This is a genomic window from Saccharopolyspora sp. 6V, assembly GCF_020176785.1.
GTDB lineage: Bacteria > Actinomycetota > Actinomycetes > Mycobacteriales > Pseudonocardiaceae > Saccharopolyspora_C > Saccharopolyspora_C gregorii.
In genome coordinates this window covers 1-16,673 of the sequence record NZ_JAIUKB010000002.1, presented here as the reverse complement: position 1 = coordinate 16,673, position 16,673 = coordinate 1, and the positions used below count along the sequence as shown (strand labels likewise).

Annotated in this window: 12 protein-coding genes; 3 read left to right on the top strand and 9 right to left on the bottom strand. The window is 73.9% G+C overall.

The window, feature by feature from the left end; genetic code table 11:
• The first annotated feature begins 75 nt into the window (after positions 1 to 75).
• Complete coding sequence (locus LCD35_RS00570; RefSeq protein WP_225043549.1) at positions 76 to 1,287, top strand: MFS transporter; 1,212 nt, start codon at positions 76 to 78, stop codon at positions 1,285 to 1,287.
• A gap of 21 nt (positions 1,288 to 1,308) precedes the next feature.
• Positions 1,309 to 1,488: a hypothetical protein gene (locus LCD35_RS00565; RefSeq protein ID WP_224956287.1), complete on the top strand. Its 180-nt coding sequence runs from the start codon at positions 1,309 to 1,311 to the stop codon at positions 1,486 to 1,488.
• 4 nt (positions 1,489 to 1,492) lie between these two features.
• On the opposite strand, the gene LCD35_RS00560 is transcribed toward LCD35_RS00565, so the two are convergent.
• The 4 genes from LCD35_RS00560 to LCD35_RS00545 form a co-directional block, all read right to left on the bottom strand.
• A complete protein-coding gene (locus LCD35_RS00560) occupies positions 1,493 to 2,476 on the bottom strand; it encodes a LacI family DNA-binding transcriptional regulator (protein ID WP_225043548.1) in 984 nt (327 codons plus the stop codon).
• A gap of 10 nt (positions 2,477 to 2,486) precedes the next feature.
• Positions 2,487 to 3,776, bottom strand: a complete 1,290-nt coding sequence (locus tag LCD35_RS00555) for an MFS transporter (RefSeq protein ID WP_225043547.1) — start codon at positions 3,774 to 3,776, stop codon at positions 2,487 to 2,489.
• Positions 3,777 to 3,790: 14 nt separating this feature from the next.
• Entirely contained in the window at positions 3,791 to 5,554 is a 1,764-nt protein-coding gene (locus tag LCD35_RS00550) for a gamma-glutamyltransferase (protein WP_225043546.1), read from the bottom strand.
• 162 nt (positions 5,555 to 5,716) lie between these two features.
• Positions 5,717 to 6,943: a sugar MFS transporter gene (locus LCD35_RS00545; RefSeq protein WP_224965838.1), complete on the bottom strand. Its 1,227-nt coding sequence runs from the start codon at positions 6,941 to 6,943 to the stop codon at positions 5,717 to 5,719.
• Between the two features lie 108 nt (positions 6,944 to 7,051).
• Here LCD35_RS00545 and LCD35_RS00540 point away from each other — a divergent pair, with 108 nt between their 5' ends.
• On the top strand, positions 7,052 to 7,723 hold the full coding sequence (locus LCD35_RS00540) for a FadR/GntR family transcriptional regulator (RefSeq protein ID WP_224956282.1): 672 nt from the start codon (positions 7,052 to 7,054) through the stop codon (positions 7,721 to 7,723).
• Positions 7,724 to 7,730: 7 nt separating this feature from the next.
• Here the strand turns inward: LCD35_RS00540 and LCD35_RS00535 are convergent, their stop codons facing one another.
• The 5 genes from LCD35_RS00535 to ribA form a co-directional block, all read right to left on the bottom strand.
• On the bottom strand, positions 7,731 to 8,912 hold the full coding sequence (locus LCD35_RS00535; RefSeq protein ID WP_224977718.1) for a zinc-dependent alcohol dehydrogenase: 1,182 nt from the start codon (positions 8,910 to 8,912) through the stop codon (positions 7,731 to 7,733).
• Positions 8,913 to 9,121: 209 nt separating this feature from the next.
• Positions 9,122 to 10,618 (bottom strand): MFS transporter, encoded by a 1,497-nt coding sequence (locus LCD35_RS00530; protein WP_224956280.1) that lies wholly within the window; start codon positions 10,616 to 10,618, stop codon positions 9,122 to 9,124.
• A gap of 627 nt (positions 10,619 to 11,245) precedes the next feature.
• On the bottom strand, positions 11,246 to 13,660 hold the full coding sequence (dapA, locus tag LCD35_RS00525) for a 4-hydroxy-tetrahydrodipicolinate synthase (RefSeq protein WP_224956279.1): 2,415 nt from the start codon (positions 13,658 to 13,660) through the stop codon (positions 11,246 to 11,248).
• Between the two features lie 77 nt (positions 13,661 to 13,737).
• A complete protein-coding gene (locus LCD35_RS00520; protein ID WP_224956278.1) occupies positions 13,738 to 14,841 on the bottom strand; it encodes a mandelate racemase/muconate lactonizing enzyme family protein in 1,104 nt (367 codons plus the stop codon).
• Positions 14,842 to 14,963: 122 nt separating this feature from the next.
• Entirely contained in the window at positions 14,964 to 16,163 is a 1,200-nt protein-coding gene (gene ribA, locus LCD35_RS00515; RefSeq protein ID WP_224956277.1) for a GTP cyclohydrolase II, read from the bottom strand.
• Positions 16,164 to 16,673: the final 510 nt, after the last annotated feature.

Below are 16,673 nucleotides of genomic sequence, written 5' to 3'. Positions count from 1 at the left end.
GTCGTCGCCGATTCCGAGGACCAGCGAAGTTCCATGTCGTCACGCGCCGAACGTTCCGTCCTGAGCGATCCCGCCATGCCGCACCTGCTGCTGGTGGTGCTCTGCTGCTTCGCCGGGTTCGCCCTGCTGGTGCCGGTGTCGCCGGTGTGGGCGCTGCGCGGCGGGGCGGACGAGTTCGGTTCCGGGCTGGTCACCGCGGTGCTGATGGCGGCGACGGTGCTCGCCCAGCTCTGCGTCCGGGCGGTGCTGCGGCGGATCGGCTGGACGTGGACGCTCGCGCTCGGCGCGCTCCTGCTCGGGCTGCCCGCGCCGCTGCAGGCGCTGAGCGATCAGCTGCCCGCGGTGCTGGGCACCACCGCGCTGCGCGGGCTCGGGTTCGGCATCCTCACCGTGTGCGGGTCCACGGCCGTGGCCGTGCTGGCCCCGCGCGGGAAGCAGGGGGCGGCGATCGGGTTGTACGGGCTGGCGATCGCCGTTCCGCAGGTGCTGCTGACGCCGGCCGCTCCCTGGCTGGTCAGCGCGATCGGCCTGCCCGCGGTCCTCGCCTGCGGTGCGCTGCCCGTGCTGGCGCTGCCGTGGACGCGCGGGCTGGGGCGTGCGGTCGCGGCGCGCGTCGACGAACCCGCCCGGTCCGGTGAGCGCGACGAGCCCGCGGCCGCGGTGCTGCGGCGCATCGCGCTCCCGCTGGTCCTGCTGCTGCTGGTCACCTCCAGCGGCGGTGCCGTGCTCACCTTCGCCCCGCAGTTCACCCCGACGCCCGCGCTGGCCACCGCCGCCCTGCTCGCCACCACCGCGACCGCCGCGGTCGCGCGCTGGGGCTGCGGGATGCTCGTGGACCGGTTCCCGCCGCGCCCGATCAACTTCGCGCTGGCGGTGAGCGGGTCCGTCGGGCTGCTGCTGATCACGCTGGCCGTCGGGCCCGCCCCCGGCACCACCACCCTGCTCGCCGGGATGCTGCTGCTCGGCGTCGCCTACGACGGGTTGCAGAGCGTCACCCTGGTGCAGGCGTTCGACCGGGCCGGGACGGCGAACCGGCACACGACGTCGGTGGCGTGGAACATCGGCTTCGACTCGGGGACGGGGCTCGGTTCGCTGCTGCTCGGCGTCGCCGCGGGCGCCGCCACCTTCGCCACCGGCTTCGCGGGCCTGTCCGCGGCCCTGGCCGCCGCAGCCCTCGCGGTACTGCTCTTCGGAGGCCGGACCCCGCGCTCCCCTGCCGAGGCCGTGGACGCGCCGCAGCAGGGCCCGGGTGCGCACGAACGGCGCGGCCACGACCGCCAGCGGTGAACCGGACGATCAGGAGCAGGCATGTTCAGGGTGTTGTACGCGCGCGAGGACGGCGGTGCCGGGCGGGTGTTCGCGGATTCGCTGCCGGATCGGCGGACGGCCGACCACGTCGCGGTGCAGCTGTTCGCCGAAGGCCTCGTCGCCGCCTCCTGGGTGGAGGACCAGCGGGACGCGATCGGCAAGGACCTCCCGCACTGGTGAAGCGTCACCGCCGCGTCGAGTCGCGCACGATGAGGTCGAGGGGCAACCGGTCGGGGCTCGGGAGGTCGGCGTCGGTGGTCATCCGCTCGGCGAGCAGGTCGACGAGCCGGTTCGCCGCGGCCGTCACGTCGATGCGCAGCCCGGTGATCGAGGGCGTGGACAGTTCCGCCACCGGCCCGTCGGTGGCGGTGGCGATCATGAGCCGGCCCGGGACGTCGACGCCGAGGTCCTGCGCAGCGGCGAGCGCTCCGGCGGCGAACACGCTCGACGAGGTGACGATCGCGTCCGGCGGGTCCGGGCGGGCGAGCAGGTCCGCCGTGATCGCGGTCGCCGACAGCGGACCCTCGGAGTTGTCGGCGACCCGCTGGACCGGGGCCTGTCCGCGCCGGGTGACCGCCGCCGAGTACGTCCACAGCAGCGACCGGCGGTAGGCGTTGTCCGTCTGCCCGACCAGGACCGCGGTGCTGCGCGCCCCGCCCGCGACGAGGTGCTCCAGGAGCCGCCCCACCGCCAACCGGTAGTCCGCACCCAGCCACCAGCGGAACGCCCCGGCACCCGGGTCCGGATCGAGGGACACGGTGGGGACGCCGCGCCGGGTCAGCGCTCGCAGCGCCTCGTCCCGCGCGTCCGGGTACAGCACCACGCACCCGTCGAGCCGCGGCACCTGCCCGAGCACGTCGGCGGCGCCGCGCGCGGTGAACACCGACCAGCCGCGGTTCAAGCAGGACACCGCGACGGCGCCCGCCAGGTTGGAGAAGGTGGCGGTGCCGAACGCGAAACCGGTCACCGCCTCGGAAGGCCGGATGACGATGCCGACGGCCGGAACCCCGTGCCCCGGCCGGAAACCGAGCTCCGCGGCGGCCTCCAGCACCTTCCGCCGGGTGGCCTTCGCGACCGGCCGCCGTCCCGTGTAGACCTGGGACGCGGTGGACACCGACACCCCGGCGCGCCGGGCCACTTCGGACAGGGTGGGTCCGCCGGTGCTCATCCGCTCCCCCCTATCCTTCGTCGATCCGCTCCGCGGTCCGGAACGCGGTCTCGTCGAGCCCGAGCGAGCAGGCGACGAGGACCAGCATGGCGAACGAACCGTAGACCGCCACCGACATCGGGTCGTGGCCGGTGAGCACCAGCAGCCCGGTCGCGATGAACGACGCGGTCCCGCCGCCGAGCGCCGCGCCGAGCTGGTAGGACACCGACATCCCGCTGTAGCGCATCCGCGCCGGGAACTGCTCGCCGAGGAACGCGCGAATCGGCCCCTGCGTGATGCCGGTGAGCAACCCGGTCACCGCGAACGCGACCACCGCGAGCACCACGTCCAGCGCGCCCACCATCGGGAAGTACGCGAACAGGAACAGGCTCGTCGACACCCCGCCGAGCACCATCGTCGGCCGCCGCCCGATGCGGTCGGACAGCAGCGCGAACGCGGGCGCGGAACCGAACAGCACCGCGCTGTAGGCGAGCTGGCCGAGCAGCGATTCGGTGGCCCCGTAGCCGAGCCCGGTCAGGTAGGACAGGAAGAACGTGAAGCCGATGTAGGCGATCGTGTTGTACCCGTAGCTCACCCCGAGCCCGAGCAGCACCGCCCGCGGCCGGTGCCGCACAGCTTCGACCAGCGGCACCTCCGCCGGTTCGTCGTCGCCGCCCTCCGCGGGCATGCCGAGCCGGGCGATCAGCCCGATGAGCAGCAGCGTGCCCACGAGCAGGAACGGGATCCGCCACGCGAAGCCGGTCAGGTCCCCGTCGAACCCGATGCTGACGAGCGCGAACACCCCCGTGCCGAGCAGCGTGCCGAGGCCGATGCCGGTGCTGGTGAAGCTGCCCCACAGCCCGCGCCGGTTCGCCGGGGCGTTCTCCATCCCGAACAGCGCGGCCCCGCCCCACTCGCCGCCGGCCGCGAAGCCCTGCACGAGCCGGAGCGCGACGAGCAGCGCGGGGGCCAGCGGGCCCACCTGCTCGTAGGTCGGCAGCAGACCGACGCCGAGGGTGGCGAGCCCCATCGTGACCAGCGTCAGCACCAGCATCTTCCGCCTGCCGACGCGGTCCCCGAAGTGGCCGATCACCACGCCGCCGAGCGGGCGGGCGAAGAACCCGGTGCCGAACGCGGCGAAGGCGTACAGGGTGCCCAGCAGCGGGTCCTGCGCGGGGAAGAAGACGTGGTTGAACACGAGGCCCGCGGCGAGCCCGTAGATGAGGAAGTCGTAGTACTCCAGCGCGGTCCCCAGCCCCGCGACGAAGAACGCCTTCACCCCCGAGACGGGCGCGGTGGGGCGCTCCACTTCGATGTCCATGTTCCGTCCCGCGCTCAGTCGTTGTGGTGGAGGGTGGCGATCGCCGACGCGGGCAGGCCCGCCGCGTCGAACCCGGCGATGTTCGGGCGGGCGAAGTCCATCGCGAACGGCTCGTTGGACGCGGGCACCGGGACCGGGTCGAACGCGGCGAGGTCGGCACCGAGGCCGGTGAGTGCTTCGTCGACGAGCAGTTCCCGCCCGCTGGCTTCGATGCGGGGCGCGGCGAGCGCCTCGGCCGGTGCCAGCCCGCCGTCGACCAGGCCGAGGACGAGCTGCACGACGGCGCTGATGATCCGGCGGCCGCCGGACGCGCCGAGCGCCGCCACCGCCTCGCCGCCCCTGCTGATCAGCGCGGGCCCCATGTTCGCCAGCGGCCGGGCGCCGGGGCTGATGCTGTTGGCCGCGCCGGGAGCCGCGTTGAACCAGGCCATCGCCGAGTCGAACAGCAGCCCGGTCCGCGGGCACAGCACGCCGCTGCCGAAGTGGTTCGCCGCCGTGTGCGTGATCGCGACGGCACCGCCCGCCGCGTCCACGGCCGAGATGTGCGTGGTCCCGCTCCCCGGGGTGGAGCCGCCGCCGGGCCGCCAGATCGGGGCGTCGCCGCTGCCCGGGTCGAACGGCCACGGGTCGTGCGCGGCGCGGGACGCGAAGGTGAGCCACGGCGCCCCGTCGCGCCATCCCGGGACGTCCTCGCCGCGGCGGACCCGCTCGGCGAGGTCGGCGACGTAGCCCGGGTCGAGCGTTCCGCCGAGCGGCACCGGGACGACCCGCGGGTCGCCGAACCAGTGGTAGCGGTCGGCGAAGGCGTGCCGCAGCACCAGCGCCAGTTCCCGCAGCCGCTCGGGCCCCGCGGTGGGCGGGGCCGGGTCGGGGTGCAGCGCCTGCCAGATCGCCAGCGCCTGCAGCTCGGTCCACCCGCCGCCGGGCGCGGTGGGGACGGCCACGTCCACGTCGCGGTAGCGCAGCACCAGCGGCCGCCGGATCTCCGGGGCCGCGTCCCGCAGGTCCGCGGCGGAGAGCAGCCCGCCTCGTTCGGCGGAGGTGTCCACGAGCTGCCGGGCGACCTCGCCGTCGACGAGCGCGGCCGGGCCGAGCGCCGCGACCCGCTCCAGCAACTCCCCCAGCACCGGCTGGGTGACCCGCGGCCGGGGGCCGAAGGTGACGCCGTAGGCGGTGGCCGTCCGGGCACCGATCGGGAGCAGCCGGTCGTCGAGGAAGGTGCGGCGAGCCTGCTCGTCCGCGCGGAGCCGGTCCACGTCGGCCAGCGCGCCGCCGATGAACCAGGTGTCGGCGGGGAACCCCTCGTGCGCCGCCCGCACCGCGGGTGCGCACACGGCGTCCCTGCTCAGCACGCCGAACCGCTGCTGCGCCACCAGCAGGCCCAGCAGGGTCCGCGGCACCCCGGACGCGAGCGGGCCGTCGAAGTTCGCGTTGCCCGCCACCGGTGCCAGGCCGAGGACGGGCGCGGCCGCCGCGTCCGGGTCGAGCTCGAACAAGGTGCTGGGCGCGCGCAGCGGCGCCTTCGGCCCGAACTCCACCGACCAGGCGTCGCCGGACGGTGGCTGGTGCAGCAGGAATCCGCAGCCGCCGAGGGTCGTCTCGGTCGGTTCGACGACCCCCGCGACGAGAGCGGCCGCCACCGCGGCGTCGACGGCGTTGCCGCCCTGCTCCAGCACGTCCAGCCCGGCCGCGCAGCTGGATTCGTGAGCGGCGACGACGGTGCCTCCCGCGGCGGCGCGGGTGGACGTCGACTGACGGGCGGGGTGGTGCGAACGCATCGGCACTGCTCCTTCCCGGCCGGTCCTCGTGCGGGACGACCACCGCGAAGCTAGGTCCGCCCACCACCGCGCTCAACGTTCTTTGCGACTTTTGCGCCCCGGTGCGGGCGGGTGCTCGGGGTCCTCGCGCGGCAGCACGTCCCGCCCCGCGCGGACGGGTGTTCAGGCCGAGGTGGTGCTCCGCGGCACCGCACCACCGCGTCCGCCCGCGCTACCGCCGTCCTCGGGTCGGGCGCCCGCGCGGGTCAGGACGGTGACGAACCCGCCGGCCAGCAGCGCGAGCGCGGCAATGGCGAGGACGGACGGCGCCACGGCCTGCGTGCCCCACCGGCCGATCACGGCTCCGAGCCCGGTCGGGGCGAGCGCCATGCCGATCATCGAGGCCGCGATCACCGCGGCGAACCTGCCGCCGTGCGCGTGCCCGGACGCCGCCAGCCAGGTCAGGCCGTTCGGGAAGATCGGGCCGATGCAGAACCCGGCGAGCAGGTAGGCCCAGGCCGTGGCCGGTCCGTGCAGGGCGACCGCCGCCGCGGCCACCATCCCCGCGCAGCTCGCCACGACCAGCGCCGGCAGCGGGACCCGGCGGCTCAGCGACGCGGCGGCGAAGCGCCCACCGACCATGGCGAGCCAGAACCCGGAGGTCGCCAGCGACGCCGCCGCGGCGCCGTACCCCTGCTCGGCGAGGACGGTCGGCTCCCAGCTGCCGATGCCGGACTGGACGCCGAAGTGGGTCACGTAGAGCACGAGGAACCCCAGCACGATCGCCGTCCCCGCCAGCCGCCGCGGTGCCGCGTCGCCCGCGGTCCGCGCGGTCAGCTCCAGCGGGGTCGGTGCCGCCGAGATCCCGCGGACGGTGGCGAGCCCGACGAGCGCGAGCGAGCCGATGCCCGCGAACACGACCCGGTAGTGCTCCGCGCCGATCGCGGCGATCGCCGCGGGCGCCAGGGCCGTGCCGAGGCCGAAGCAGGCGTGCGCGACGTTGACCAGCGCCGGTCCGCGGCTGCCCGCGCCCACGATCAGCAGCTGGGTGATCAGCACGTCGCACCCGCCGAGCCCGAGCCCGGCGACGGCGGCGCTCGCGAGGATCAGCGGCCACGACGGGGCCAGCGCGATCGCGACCGATCCGACGGCCACCAGCAGCGCCGAGGCGCCGACCGCGGCGGTGTTCCCCCTGCGCCGCAACAAGGCCTGGCTGAGCAGGATGCCCGCGACGGCGCCGATCGACTGCGCGGCGAGCCCGCCGGCGGCGGTGGCCCCGTCGATCCCCTGCTCGGCCCGGAAAGCGGGGATCGCCGGCCCGTGCGCGGCGGTCAGCGCGCCGATCGCCGTCATGGCGAACAGGCAGCCCACCACGGCACCGCGCCGGAACAAGGACGTCGTTTCGACCACAGCTCCTCCAGACGAGAAAAGGGCAACCCTTTCAGCGCGCTACGCTAAAGGGCAACCCCATCTCGGCGAACGCCGGGGGTCGACGGCCCGGACCTGGAGGTGCGCGCGATGACCGCGGACGGCGAGCCGCCCAAGAGGTCCGCCCTGGTGAGCCGGTTGATCGGCAACCTGCAGCACAACATCGCCGACGGCCGGTGGCCGGTGGGATCGCGCATCCCGAAGGAGGTCGAGCTCGCGGCCGAGCACGGCGTCAGCCGGATCACCCTCCGCCAGGCGGTGCAGGCGCTCGTCCACGTCGGGGTGCTGGAGACCGTGCAGGGCAGCGGCACGTTCGTCCGCGCCACCACCGAGCTCGACGCCGTGCTGCGCCGCTTCCTCGGCGGCGAGGACCTCGCCACCGTGCTGGAGGTGCGGCTGGCCATCGAAGGCGAGGCGACCGCGCTGGCCGCGACGCGCGCCGACGAGCACGACCTGGCGCGGCTGGACGGCATCCTCGGCGAATCGCGGGACGCGCTGGCGCGGGCCGACGCGGAAGCCCTGACCGAGCTGTCCACCCGCTTCCACCGGGCCGTCGTCGACGCGGCGCGCAACCCGATCCTGACCCACTTCTACCGCGCGATCCGCGACGGTGCGGAACGGTCCGTCCGGGACACCACGCCGCCCGCCGAGTTCGCGAGCTTCGTCGACCAGCACGCGGCGATCACCGACGCCATCCGGGCGGGCGAGCGGGACCGCGCCCAGCGGCTGGCGCGGGAGCACCTGCTGCCGCTGCTCGGCTGATCCGCGGCTACGGTTCCAGCACGATCTTGATCGCGTCGTCCTGCTTCTTCTGGAACAGCTCGTAGGCGTGCGGGGCGTCCTCCAGCGGCAGGTCGTGGGTCGCCAGGTCGTGCACGCCGAGCGGATCGGTCTCGTCGCCGACCAGCGGCATCAGGTCGTCGATCCACCGCTTCACGTGCGCCTGCCCCATCTTCACCGCCACGCCCTTGTCGAACAGCGTCAGCATCGGCACCGGATCGGCCATGCCGCCGTAGACGCCGCTGAGCGAGATCGTGCCCGCGCGGCGCACCGCGTCCATGCACTGGTGCAGGACGGCGAGGCGGTCCACCCCGGCCTTCTCCATCATCGGCCCGCCGATCCCGCTCGGCAGCGCACTGGCGATCTTCTGCGCGAGTTCCCCGACCGGGGAGCCGTGCGCCTCCATCCCGACGGCGTCGATCACCGAGTCGGTGCCGCGCCCGTCGGTCAGCTCCCGGATGCGGTCCGCCGGTGAGTCCACTTCGGACACGTCGATGGTCTCGATCCCGCGGCGCCGCGCCATGTCCAGCCGTTCCGGGACCAGGTCGACGCCGATCGGGCGGAACCCGCGGTGCGCGGCGATGCGGCAGCACAGCTGGCCGATCGGGCCGAGCCCGAACACCGCGACGCTGCCCTCCGGCGGGACGTCGGCGTACTCGACGGCCTGCCACGCGGTCGGCAGCACGTCCGAGAGGTACAGGAACTGCACGTCCGGCGGTCCCTCGGGCACCTTGATCGGGCCGAACTGCGCCTGCGGCACCCGCATCAGCTCGGCCTGCCCGCCGGGAACGCTGCCGTAGAGCTCGCTGTAGCCGAACAGCGGCGCACCGGTGCCCTGGTCGCGGACCTGGGTGGTCTCGCACTGCGCGTACCAGCCGCGCGAGCACATCCAGCAGTGCCCGCAGGAGATGTTGAACGGCACCACCACCCGGTCTCCGGGCCGGATGTGGTCCACCGCCGAGCCGACCTCCTCCACGACGCCCATCGGCTCGTGGCCGAGGACGTCGCCGGGGGTCATGAACGGGGTGAGCACTTCGTAGAGGTGCAGGTCCGAGCCGCAGATCGCGGTGCTGGTGATGCGCACGACCGCGTCGGTCGGCTCCTCCAGCCGCGGGTCGGGAACGTCCCGCACCTCGACCTGCCGGGGTCCTTGCCAGGTCAACGCCTTCACACGACCACCTCCGCGCGCCGGGGACGACGCCCCTCGCCTACCCGGCGGCGGCCGCGGTCAATCAGCGCGCCCGGGCCCGTCACGATGCCCGGCCGACCAGGCGCCCGGGCCGACAGCACGCCCGGGCGGTCAGGGCTCCCCGGCTCGTCGGCACGCCCGGGCCGCGCCGGCCCGCCGCCGCGGATCGGCGGCGGCGGAACGGGCACGGCTCAGGTGCGCTCTTCGACGGGCGGCAGGGGCGCCAGGAGCATCGTCGAGGTGTCCAGGCGCTCGTTCTCGTCCTGGCCCTCGACCAGTTCGCGGGCCTCCGCGCCGCTGGCCACGACCGGGACCGAGCCCAGCAGCGGGCGCGCCGCGGACTCCCGCATGAACAGCACCGCGACGAGCGCGATGGCGGAGAAGAACATCACGTAGAACGCGGGCGCGTAGGTGTTGCCGGTCAGCTCCACCAGCAGCTGCGAGACCAGCGGCACGGTGCCGCCGAACAGCGAGGTCGCCGTGTTCTGGGTGAACCCGACGGCGCAGTACCGCGACGCTGTCGGGTACAGCTCGGCCATCACGGCCGCGTTCATGCACAGGAACAGCGTCGACGGGATCATCACGAGCCCCAGCGCGACGTACAACGCCCACGGCTCCCCGACCCGCATCAGCGCGAAGGCGGGCAGCAGCAGCACGAGGTTCCCGACGGCCGCCATCACATACACCGGCCGCCGCCCCAGCTTGTCCGACATCCGCCCGAACACCGGCAGCAGCACGGCTTGCAGCAGCAGGATGGCGACGGTGGCGATCGCCGTGTGCGTGGTGGCGATGCCGACCTCGACTTCGAGGTAGGTGGGCATGTAGCTGGTCAGCGTGTACGAGGACGCGCCGTCCGCGCCGATCAGCGCGAGGCCGACCACGACCTGCGGCCAGTAGAACTTGAACACCCCGGGCAGCTTGTGCCGCGTGAACAGCGGGTTGGCCGCCTGCTCCGCCGTCTTCGCCTGGGCGGCCTCGAAGCTGGGCGACTCCTCGATGCGGCTGCGCAGCAGCAGCGCGACGGCGCCGAGGACGAACGCCAGCAGGAACGGGATCCGCCAGCCCCCGTTGACCATGGCGTCCTGGCCCCAGAAGTGGGTGGTGATGCCGGATGTCGCGGCGACCACGCCGGCGCCCGCGGCGAAGCCGAGCTGCGAACCGCTGTTGAGCAGCGAGGTCCAGAAGCCGCGGGTCCGGTCCGGGGAGAACTCCGCGACGTAGGTCAGCGCACCGGAGTACTCGCCACCGGTGGAGAAGCCTTGCGCGATGCGCAGCAGGTAGAGCAGCACCACGGCCCAGGCGCCGATCTGCTCCGTGCCCGGCAGCAGGCCGATCAGCGTGGTGGCCACCGCCATCAGCGCGATGGTGAAGAACATGACCTTGCGGCGGCCGATCCGGTCCCCGAGCGGCCCGAGGATCATCCCGCCGAGCGGTCGCACCAGGAACGACACGGCGAACCCGAGCAGCGTCACCAGCAGCCCGAGCCGTTCGTCCATGCCCGCGGTGAACACCTGGGTCAGGGTGACGGCGAGGTAGCCGTAGACCCCGATGTCGTACCACTCGATGAAGTTGCCCACGCCGGCGCCGAGCTGCGCGCGGATGAGCGCGGGTCTGTCGACGACGATGCAGTCCTCTTCGCGGATCCTGCGCGCGCCCGAGGACGGGCGGCCACTCCTGGGTTCGGACAACGTTGTCCCTCTCCGGCGGTCGGCGTGATTCGACGTGGCACGGCTCGGAAGCGCGATCGCGAGCGTCGGTGGGACGGCCGCGGCGGCGAGCCGTCCTCGAAGGACAACACCTCCACCTGTGTTCATATTTCGAACGCAGCGACCGAAAACTTGGCAGAGTCGCGCGGGGTAGTCAACCCTTTCGGCGGTCGACGGTGCACATCGGAGGGAGAACCCCGGGGAAATCGCCGCGGCAGCCGACGATGCTTTCCTCGCGGGTGCAGGTGAAGTACGAAAACCGTTGCGGCGCGCGCACATTCCTGCCGCGAAGCACGCCGCGCCGACCATCCGCCACGCCCCGGCCGTCGGCCATTGAACCAGGTGGCGGTACCGCGCACGGCAGATTTCCGGGCCGGGCGCGGGAATTCCCCCACCGGCGAGTACGATGGTTCCCGATTCCTCCCCAGCAGAGCGATTTCTTCCCCTCCGCACCGGCGACCCGATCGGCCCCGCCCGCGGCGCCTCGGCGTTCTCCCGTTCGGACGGCGTTCCGGGCCGTGGCGGAGCCACCGGCGCGTCCGGTCCCGCGGCGAGGAGAACGCCGAGGTTTCACCGCCCGACCTTGCATCGGCGGAGCCGGGCGGGCGGTCAGCGAGCGTGGTTGTGCATGACGTGCTTGGTGCGGGAGTAGTCCTCCAGCGCGTAGAGCGACAGGTCGCGGCCGTACCCGGATCCCTTGAACCCGCCCCACGGAACCTCGTTGGCCAACGCCAGGTGCGAGTTCACCCAGACCGTGCCCGCGTCCAGGCGCGCGGGAACGTCGTGCGAGCGCCGCGCGTTCTCCGTCCACACCGACGCGGCCAGCCCGTAGGGCACGTCGTTGGCGCGCCGGATCGCCTCGTCCTCGTCGCGGAACGTCTCGACCGTGACGACGGGACCGAAGACCTCTTCCCGGGCGATCTCGGCACCTTCGGGCACGTCGACGAGCACGGTCGGCGGGACGAAGTAGCCCGGCCCGTCCAGCGCCGCACCGCCGAGCGCGGCGCGCGCCCCGTCCCGCTGCGCGCGCTCCAGGTAGCCGCGCACCCGGTCGAAGTGCGCCTTGGACACCAGCGGGCCCAGTTCCGCACCGTCCACCGCCGGCTCACCGGTGACGAGCGTCGCGGCCTCGCGCACGAGGTGCTCGGCGAGCTCCGCCGCCACCGATTCGTGCACCAGCACGCGGCACGCGGCACCGCATTCCTGCCCGGAGTTCCAGAACGACGCGGTGCGCAGCGTTTCCGCGACGGCGGCCAGGTCGGCGTCCTCGAACACCACCACCGGCGCCTTGCCGCCGAGTTCCAGGTGCACCCGCTTGAGGTCCTCGGCGGCGGCGCGGGCCACGGCGCGGCCGCTGGGCACCGATCCGGTCAGCGCCACCAGGTCCACGTCCGGGTGCGACGAGAGCCGCGCGCCGACCACGTCGCCGCGACCGGTGACGATGTTGAGCACCCCGGGCGGTAGCAGGTCCGCCACCAGTTCGGCGAACTTCACCGTCGTCACGGGTGTGATCTCGGAGGGCTTGAGCACGCAGGTGTTGCCCGCGGCCAGGATCGGCGCGACCTTCCAGGCCGCCATCATCAGCGGGTAGTTCCACGGCGTCACCACGCCCACCACGCCGACCGGTTCGCGCAGCACCAGCGACAGGTGGTCGTCGAGGTACTCCCCCGCCGACATCGAGGTGGTGGAGCGCACCGCTCCCGCCATGAACCGGAACGTGTCGACGGTGCCCGCGATGTCGTCGTGGGCGACTGCGAGCGGTTTGCCCGTGTTCGCGGATTCCAGCCGTGCCAGCAGATCGCCGTTGGCCTCGACCCGGCCGGCGATGGCGTGCAGCACGTCGGAACGATCCTTCGGAACCCGCCGCGCCCAGGATCCGCGCGCCGCGACGGCTTCGGCGACGGCCCGATCCACGTCCTCGGTGGTGCCGTCCGGGGTGTGGCAGAGGACCTGTTCGGTGCAGGGATCGATGACGTCGAGCAGTCGCGTCGAGGTGGAATCCGCGTAGCCGCCCGCGATGAAGTGGCGCGCCGGGGGCAGTTCGGCCGCCGCGGCGAGCGGGCGCGCGTCGGTGGACCGGCGGACCGCCGCGGGCTCCGGTGCGCCACCTCCGGCCGGTGCGCCGCCGCCGGCCGGGGTCTCGCCGCGCGCCGCAGCGGCCTGCGCGGTGACGCGCCGCGCGGTGTCCGGCGGCAGGTCCAGCAGCGGGCTGCGCGGGCTGCCGACCCGCAGGCCCGCCGCGTTCAGCACGGCCTTCACGGCGGGGATGAACGGCACCGTCATCAGCGAGTCCATCAGCGGGTGCAGCCGCGCCCATTCGGCGCGGGCGCGGTCGAGCTCCCCCGCCCGCAGCGCGCGGTGCACGGAGACGAGTTCGGCGGGCACGAGGTTCGCGCTGCCCGCCACCACACCGGCGGCGCCCTCGGTGAGCGCGGCGAGGATCAGCGTGTCCCAGCCGCCGAAGGTGGTGATCACGTCCCCGTGGTGGTGGACGAACTGCCGCAGCCGGGACATGTCAGCGTTGGTGTCCTTGATGTAGCGGATGTTGTCGACCTCGCGGGCCAGCCGTCCGACGACCTCCGGGGACAGGTCGACGCCGGTGATCGCGGGCAGGTTGTAGAGCATCACGGGGATGTCGACGGAGGCGGCGACGGTGCGCAGGTACTGCTCGGTCTCCGCTTCGGTGAGCGGTTCGTAGTACGGGGTCACCAGCATCACGACGGAGGCCCCGCACCGCTGGGCGTGCTGCGAGAGCCGGATGGCCTGCTCGGTGCTGACGGCGCCGGTCTGGGCGACGACGGGCACCCGCCCGGCGGCCCGCTCGACGACGGTCTCCACCACCAGGCGGCGCTCGTCCTCGTCGAGCGCGGCGAACTCGCCGGTGGAGCCGCAGGCGACGAGGCCGTCGACCCCGCCGTCGATGCTGCGGTCGACCACGCGGCCCAGCGCGGCCACGTCGACTTCGCCGCCGGAGGTGAACGGGGTCGGCAGGGCGGTGAGAACTCCACTCAGTTGCGGCGACATTCCGGAACCCTTCCTGTTGCGTGCGTTCGTTCCCCGGCTCGCCTCCCCGGGCGGCCGGTTGCGCGTGGACCGGTCCTTCAGCAGGAGGCGACCGGGTCGCCGAAGCGGCCGTCCGCGGGTTCGACGCCGAGCCCGGGGCCTTGCGGCACCGCGATGTGGCCCGCGTCGATCCGGACGCCGTGCTCGTCGTCGTAGTGCCCGTCGATGCCGTCGGCGGCGATCCACACGCCGTCCAGCAGTTCCGGGCGGGTGGTCGCGCCGACGTGGGCGCAGGCGGCGGCGATGATGTCGCCGCCCCACGAGTCGTCGCAGGTGTGCGGGAGGTTCCGCGCCGCGCAGACGTCGCGCACCGCGCGCATCGGGTGCAGCCCGCCGACCCGGGTGATCTTCACGCCGAAACCGTCGACCAGGCCGGTTCCCGCGGCGCCGACCACCACGTCCAGCCCGGTGCTGCTCTCGTCCACGTACAGCGGGTGGGCGAGCAGCGGGCGGATCGTGCGGAGTTCGTCGAGGGTGTCGCAGGGCTGTTCCAGCACGAACGGGACGTCCGCGCACTCCCGGCTCAGCCGCAGCGCGTCCCGGGTGCCGAGGCTGCGGTTGCCGTCGACGGCGAGCCGCACGCCGGTTCCGCGCAGCACCTCCCCGACCTTGCGGACGGCGGCCACGTCCTCGTCGACCGGCCTGCCCCCGATCTTGACCTGCAACCGCGGGTAGCCTTCGGCGCGCTTCTCCGCGGCGAGGCGGGCGGTGTCGTCCGGCGGCCCGACGCCGAGCGCGGCGTAGGACGGCACCCGATCGACGAGCGCGCCGCCGAGCAGGTCGGACACGCTGACGCCGAGGTGCTTGCCGAGCAGGTCGTGCGCGGCGATGTCGACGGCCGCCTTCGCGTAGCGGTGCCCGTGCAGCAGCCCGTCCATCCGCCGGTGCAGCGGGACCGGCAGCACGTCGGCGCCGAGCAGTCCCGATGCCATCTCGCGGAGCGCCGCGACCGCACCGGCCGCGTGGGCCTCGGCGTACAGCGGCCCGACGGGGCAGGTCTCGCCCCAGCCGACCAGCCCGTTGTCGGCGACCAGCCGGACCAGCGTGCTGGTCAGGAACCGGACTTCGGAGTGGCCCATCTTGTAGGCACCGCCGCGGACCGGAAGTCCGTGCTGGTGGACGTGGATTTCCGCGATCTTCACCGTGTTCCTCCGAACGTGCGCGCGGGTTCGCCCGCGGACTTCGTGCCGAATTCCCCCGTGTGCCGGGGAGATCACCGGCGACCGCCCGAGGTTCCGCTCCCGCGGGCCCGCCGGGAGCGGGATCAGGCGTGCAGCAGGTGTCCCATGCGGGCGCGCTTGGTGGCGAGGTAGCCGGCGTTGTGCGGGTTCTCCGATGCTTCGAGGGGAATCCGCTCGGCGACGGTGATGCCGTGGTCGGCGAGGGCCCGGACCTTGTCGGGGTTGTTCGTCATCAGCCGCACCGAGCCCGCGCCGAGGTCGTGCAGGATGCGCGCGGCGTCGGCGTGGTCGCGGCCGTCGACGGGCAGCCCGAGCTCCACGTTCGCTTCGACGGTGTCCAGCCCGCGGTGCTGCTGGAGCTCGTAGGCCCGCAGCTTGCGCCCGAGCCCGATGCCGCGTCCTTCGTGGCCGCGCAGATAGATCAGCGCGCCGCGGCCCTCCTCGGCGATGGCGCTCATCGCCATCCGGAACTGGCTGCCGCAGTCGCAGCGCAGCGATCCGGCGAGGTCGCCGGTGAGGCATTCGCTGTGCAGCCGCACCAGCGGCGCTCCCGCGTCGAACGGGTCGCCCATCGTCAGCGCGAGGTGCTCGACGTCGCCCGCACCGCGGTAGGTGGTGGCCTGGAAGGTGCCGAGCTCGGTGGGGAGCTCGGCCCGCCCGGTCCGCGCGATCGCCGGACCTGAGGTGCGCGCGTGCTCGACGAGCTGGGCGATCGTCACCATCGGGATGCCGTGCCGCGCCGCGAAGTCGTCGAGCGCGGGGCGGCGCATCATGTCGCGCCGGTCGGGGGTCACGATCTCGCAGAGCAGCGCGGCGCCGCTCGCCCCGGCCAGGCGGCACAGCTCCACGCCGGCTTCGGTGTGCCCGGCGCGTTCCCGCACGCCGCCCGCCTTGGCCCGCAGCGGCAGCACGTGCCCGGGGCGGGCGAGGTCCTGCGGCGCGGTCCGCGGATCGGCGAGGGCGCGGATGGTGGCGGCGCGGTCCCCCGCGCTGATGCCGGTGCCGGTCCCGTGCTTGAGGTCGACGCTGACGAGGAACGCGGTGCCGTGGCTCTCGGTGTTGGCGGTGACCATCAGGTCGAGGCCGAGGTCGCGGGACCGCTCCTCGTCGACGGCGACGCACAGGAATCCGGAGGTGTGCTCCAGGAAGAAGGCGACGTCGTCGGTGGTCGCGTGCTCGGCGGCCATGATCAGATCGCCTTCGTCCTCGCGGTCCTCGTCGTCGACGACGAGGACCATGCCGCCGCGGGCGAGTGCGGTGCGGGCTTCGGCGAGCTCGGACATCGGTTCTCCTCGGCACGGGATGGTTCGTCGGTCCGGCTGCGATCGCCGTCCTTCCGCCGGGACTCGACACCGGGGAGATGCGTTCACATAGTGACCGTTACGTTCAATCCAGAGTGGCAGTGACCTCCGTCGCCGTCAAGCACCCCACCCGAACTCGATTCGGCCTCCCCAACCGAAGTCCCGCGGAATTCGCCCGCATCGACCCTTGACGAGCAGCCCGCCTCGCCGCACAATGAGCCCGGTTCGTTCATATTCTGAACATGCCAGATCAGCTAGCGCCGCACTCGCGATCGCACGCCGCCGGGGTGCGTCGGATGAGCACCAGCCCCACCGCGCGGCCACCGGCAGCAGCACGACCCCGTGCCGAACAGGACGACGCGGCTCCCGCGCGGGCGCCCCCCCCCCGGGGGGGGGGCGCCGCCCGGGGGGGGACCGGGGCCGGGACCCCCCCCCCCCCCCGGGGGCCACCGCCCCCGGGCGCGGGCAACCCCCCCGCGCGGCGAAAGGCGC

Excerpts from the sequence above, each read along its gene's own strand:
- LCD35_RS00555 (WP_225043547.1), bottom strand. The coding sequence starts at position 3,776 with ATGGACATCGAAGTGGAGCGCCCCACCGCGCCCGTCTCGGGGGTGAAG.
- LCD35_RS00565 (WP_224956287.1), top strand. The coding sequence starts at position 1,309 with ATGTTCAGGGTGTTGTACGCGCGCGAGGACGGCGGTGCCGGGCGGGTG.
- LCD35_RS00560 (WP_225043548.1), bottom strand. The coding sequence starts at position 2,476 with ATGAGCACCGGCGGACCCACCCTGTCCGAAGTGGCCCGGCGCGCCGGG.
- LCD35_RS00550 (WP_225043546.1), bottom strand. The coding sequence starts at position 5,554 with ATGCGTTCGCACCACCCCGCCCGTCAGTCGACGTCCACCCGCGCCGCC.
- ribA (WP_224956277.1), bottom strand. The coding sequence starts at position 16,163 with ATGTCCGAGCTCGCCGAAGCCCGCACCGCACTCGCCCGCGGCGGCATG.
- LCD35_RS00570 (WP_225043549.1), top strand. The coding sequence starts at position 76 with ATGCCGCACCTGCTGCTGGTGGTGCTCTGCTGCTTCGCCGGGTTCGCC.
- dapA (WP_224956279.1), bottom strand. The coding sequence starts at position 13,660 with ATGTCGCCGCAACTGAGTGGAGTTCTCACCGCCCTGCCGACCCCGTTC.
- LCD35_RS00540 (WP_224956282.1), top strand. The coding sequence starts at position 7,052 with ATGACCGCGGACGGCGAGCCGCCCAAGAGGTCCGCCCTGGTGAGCCGG.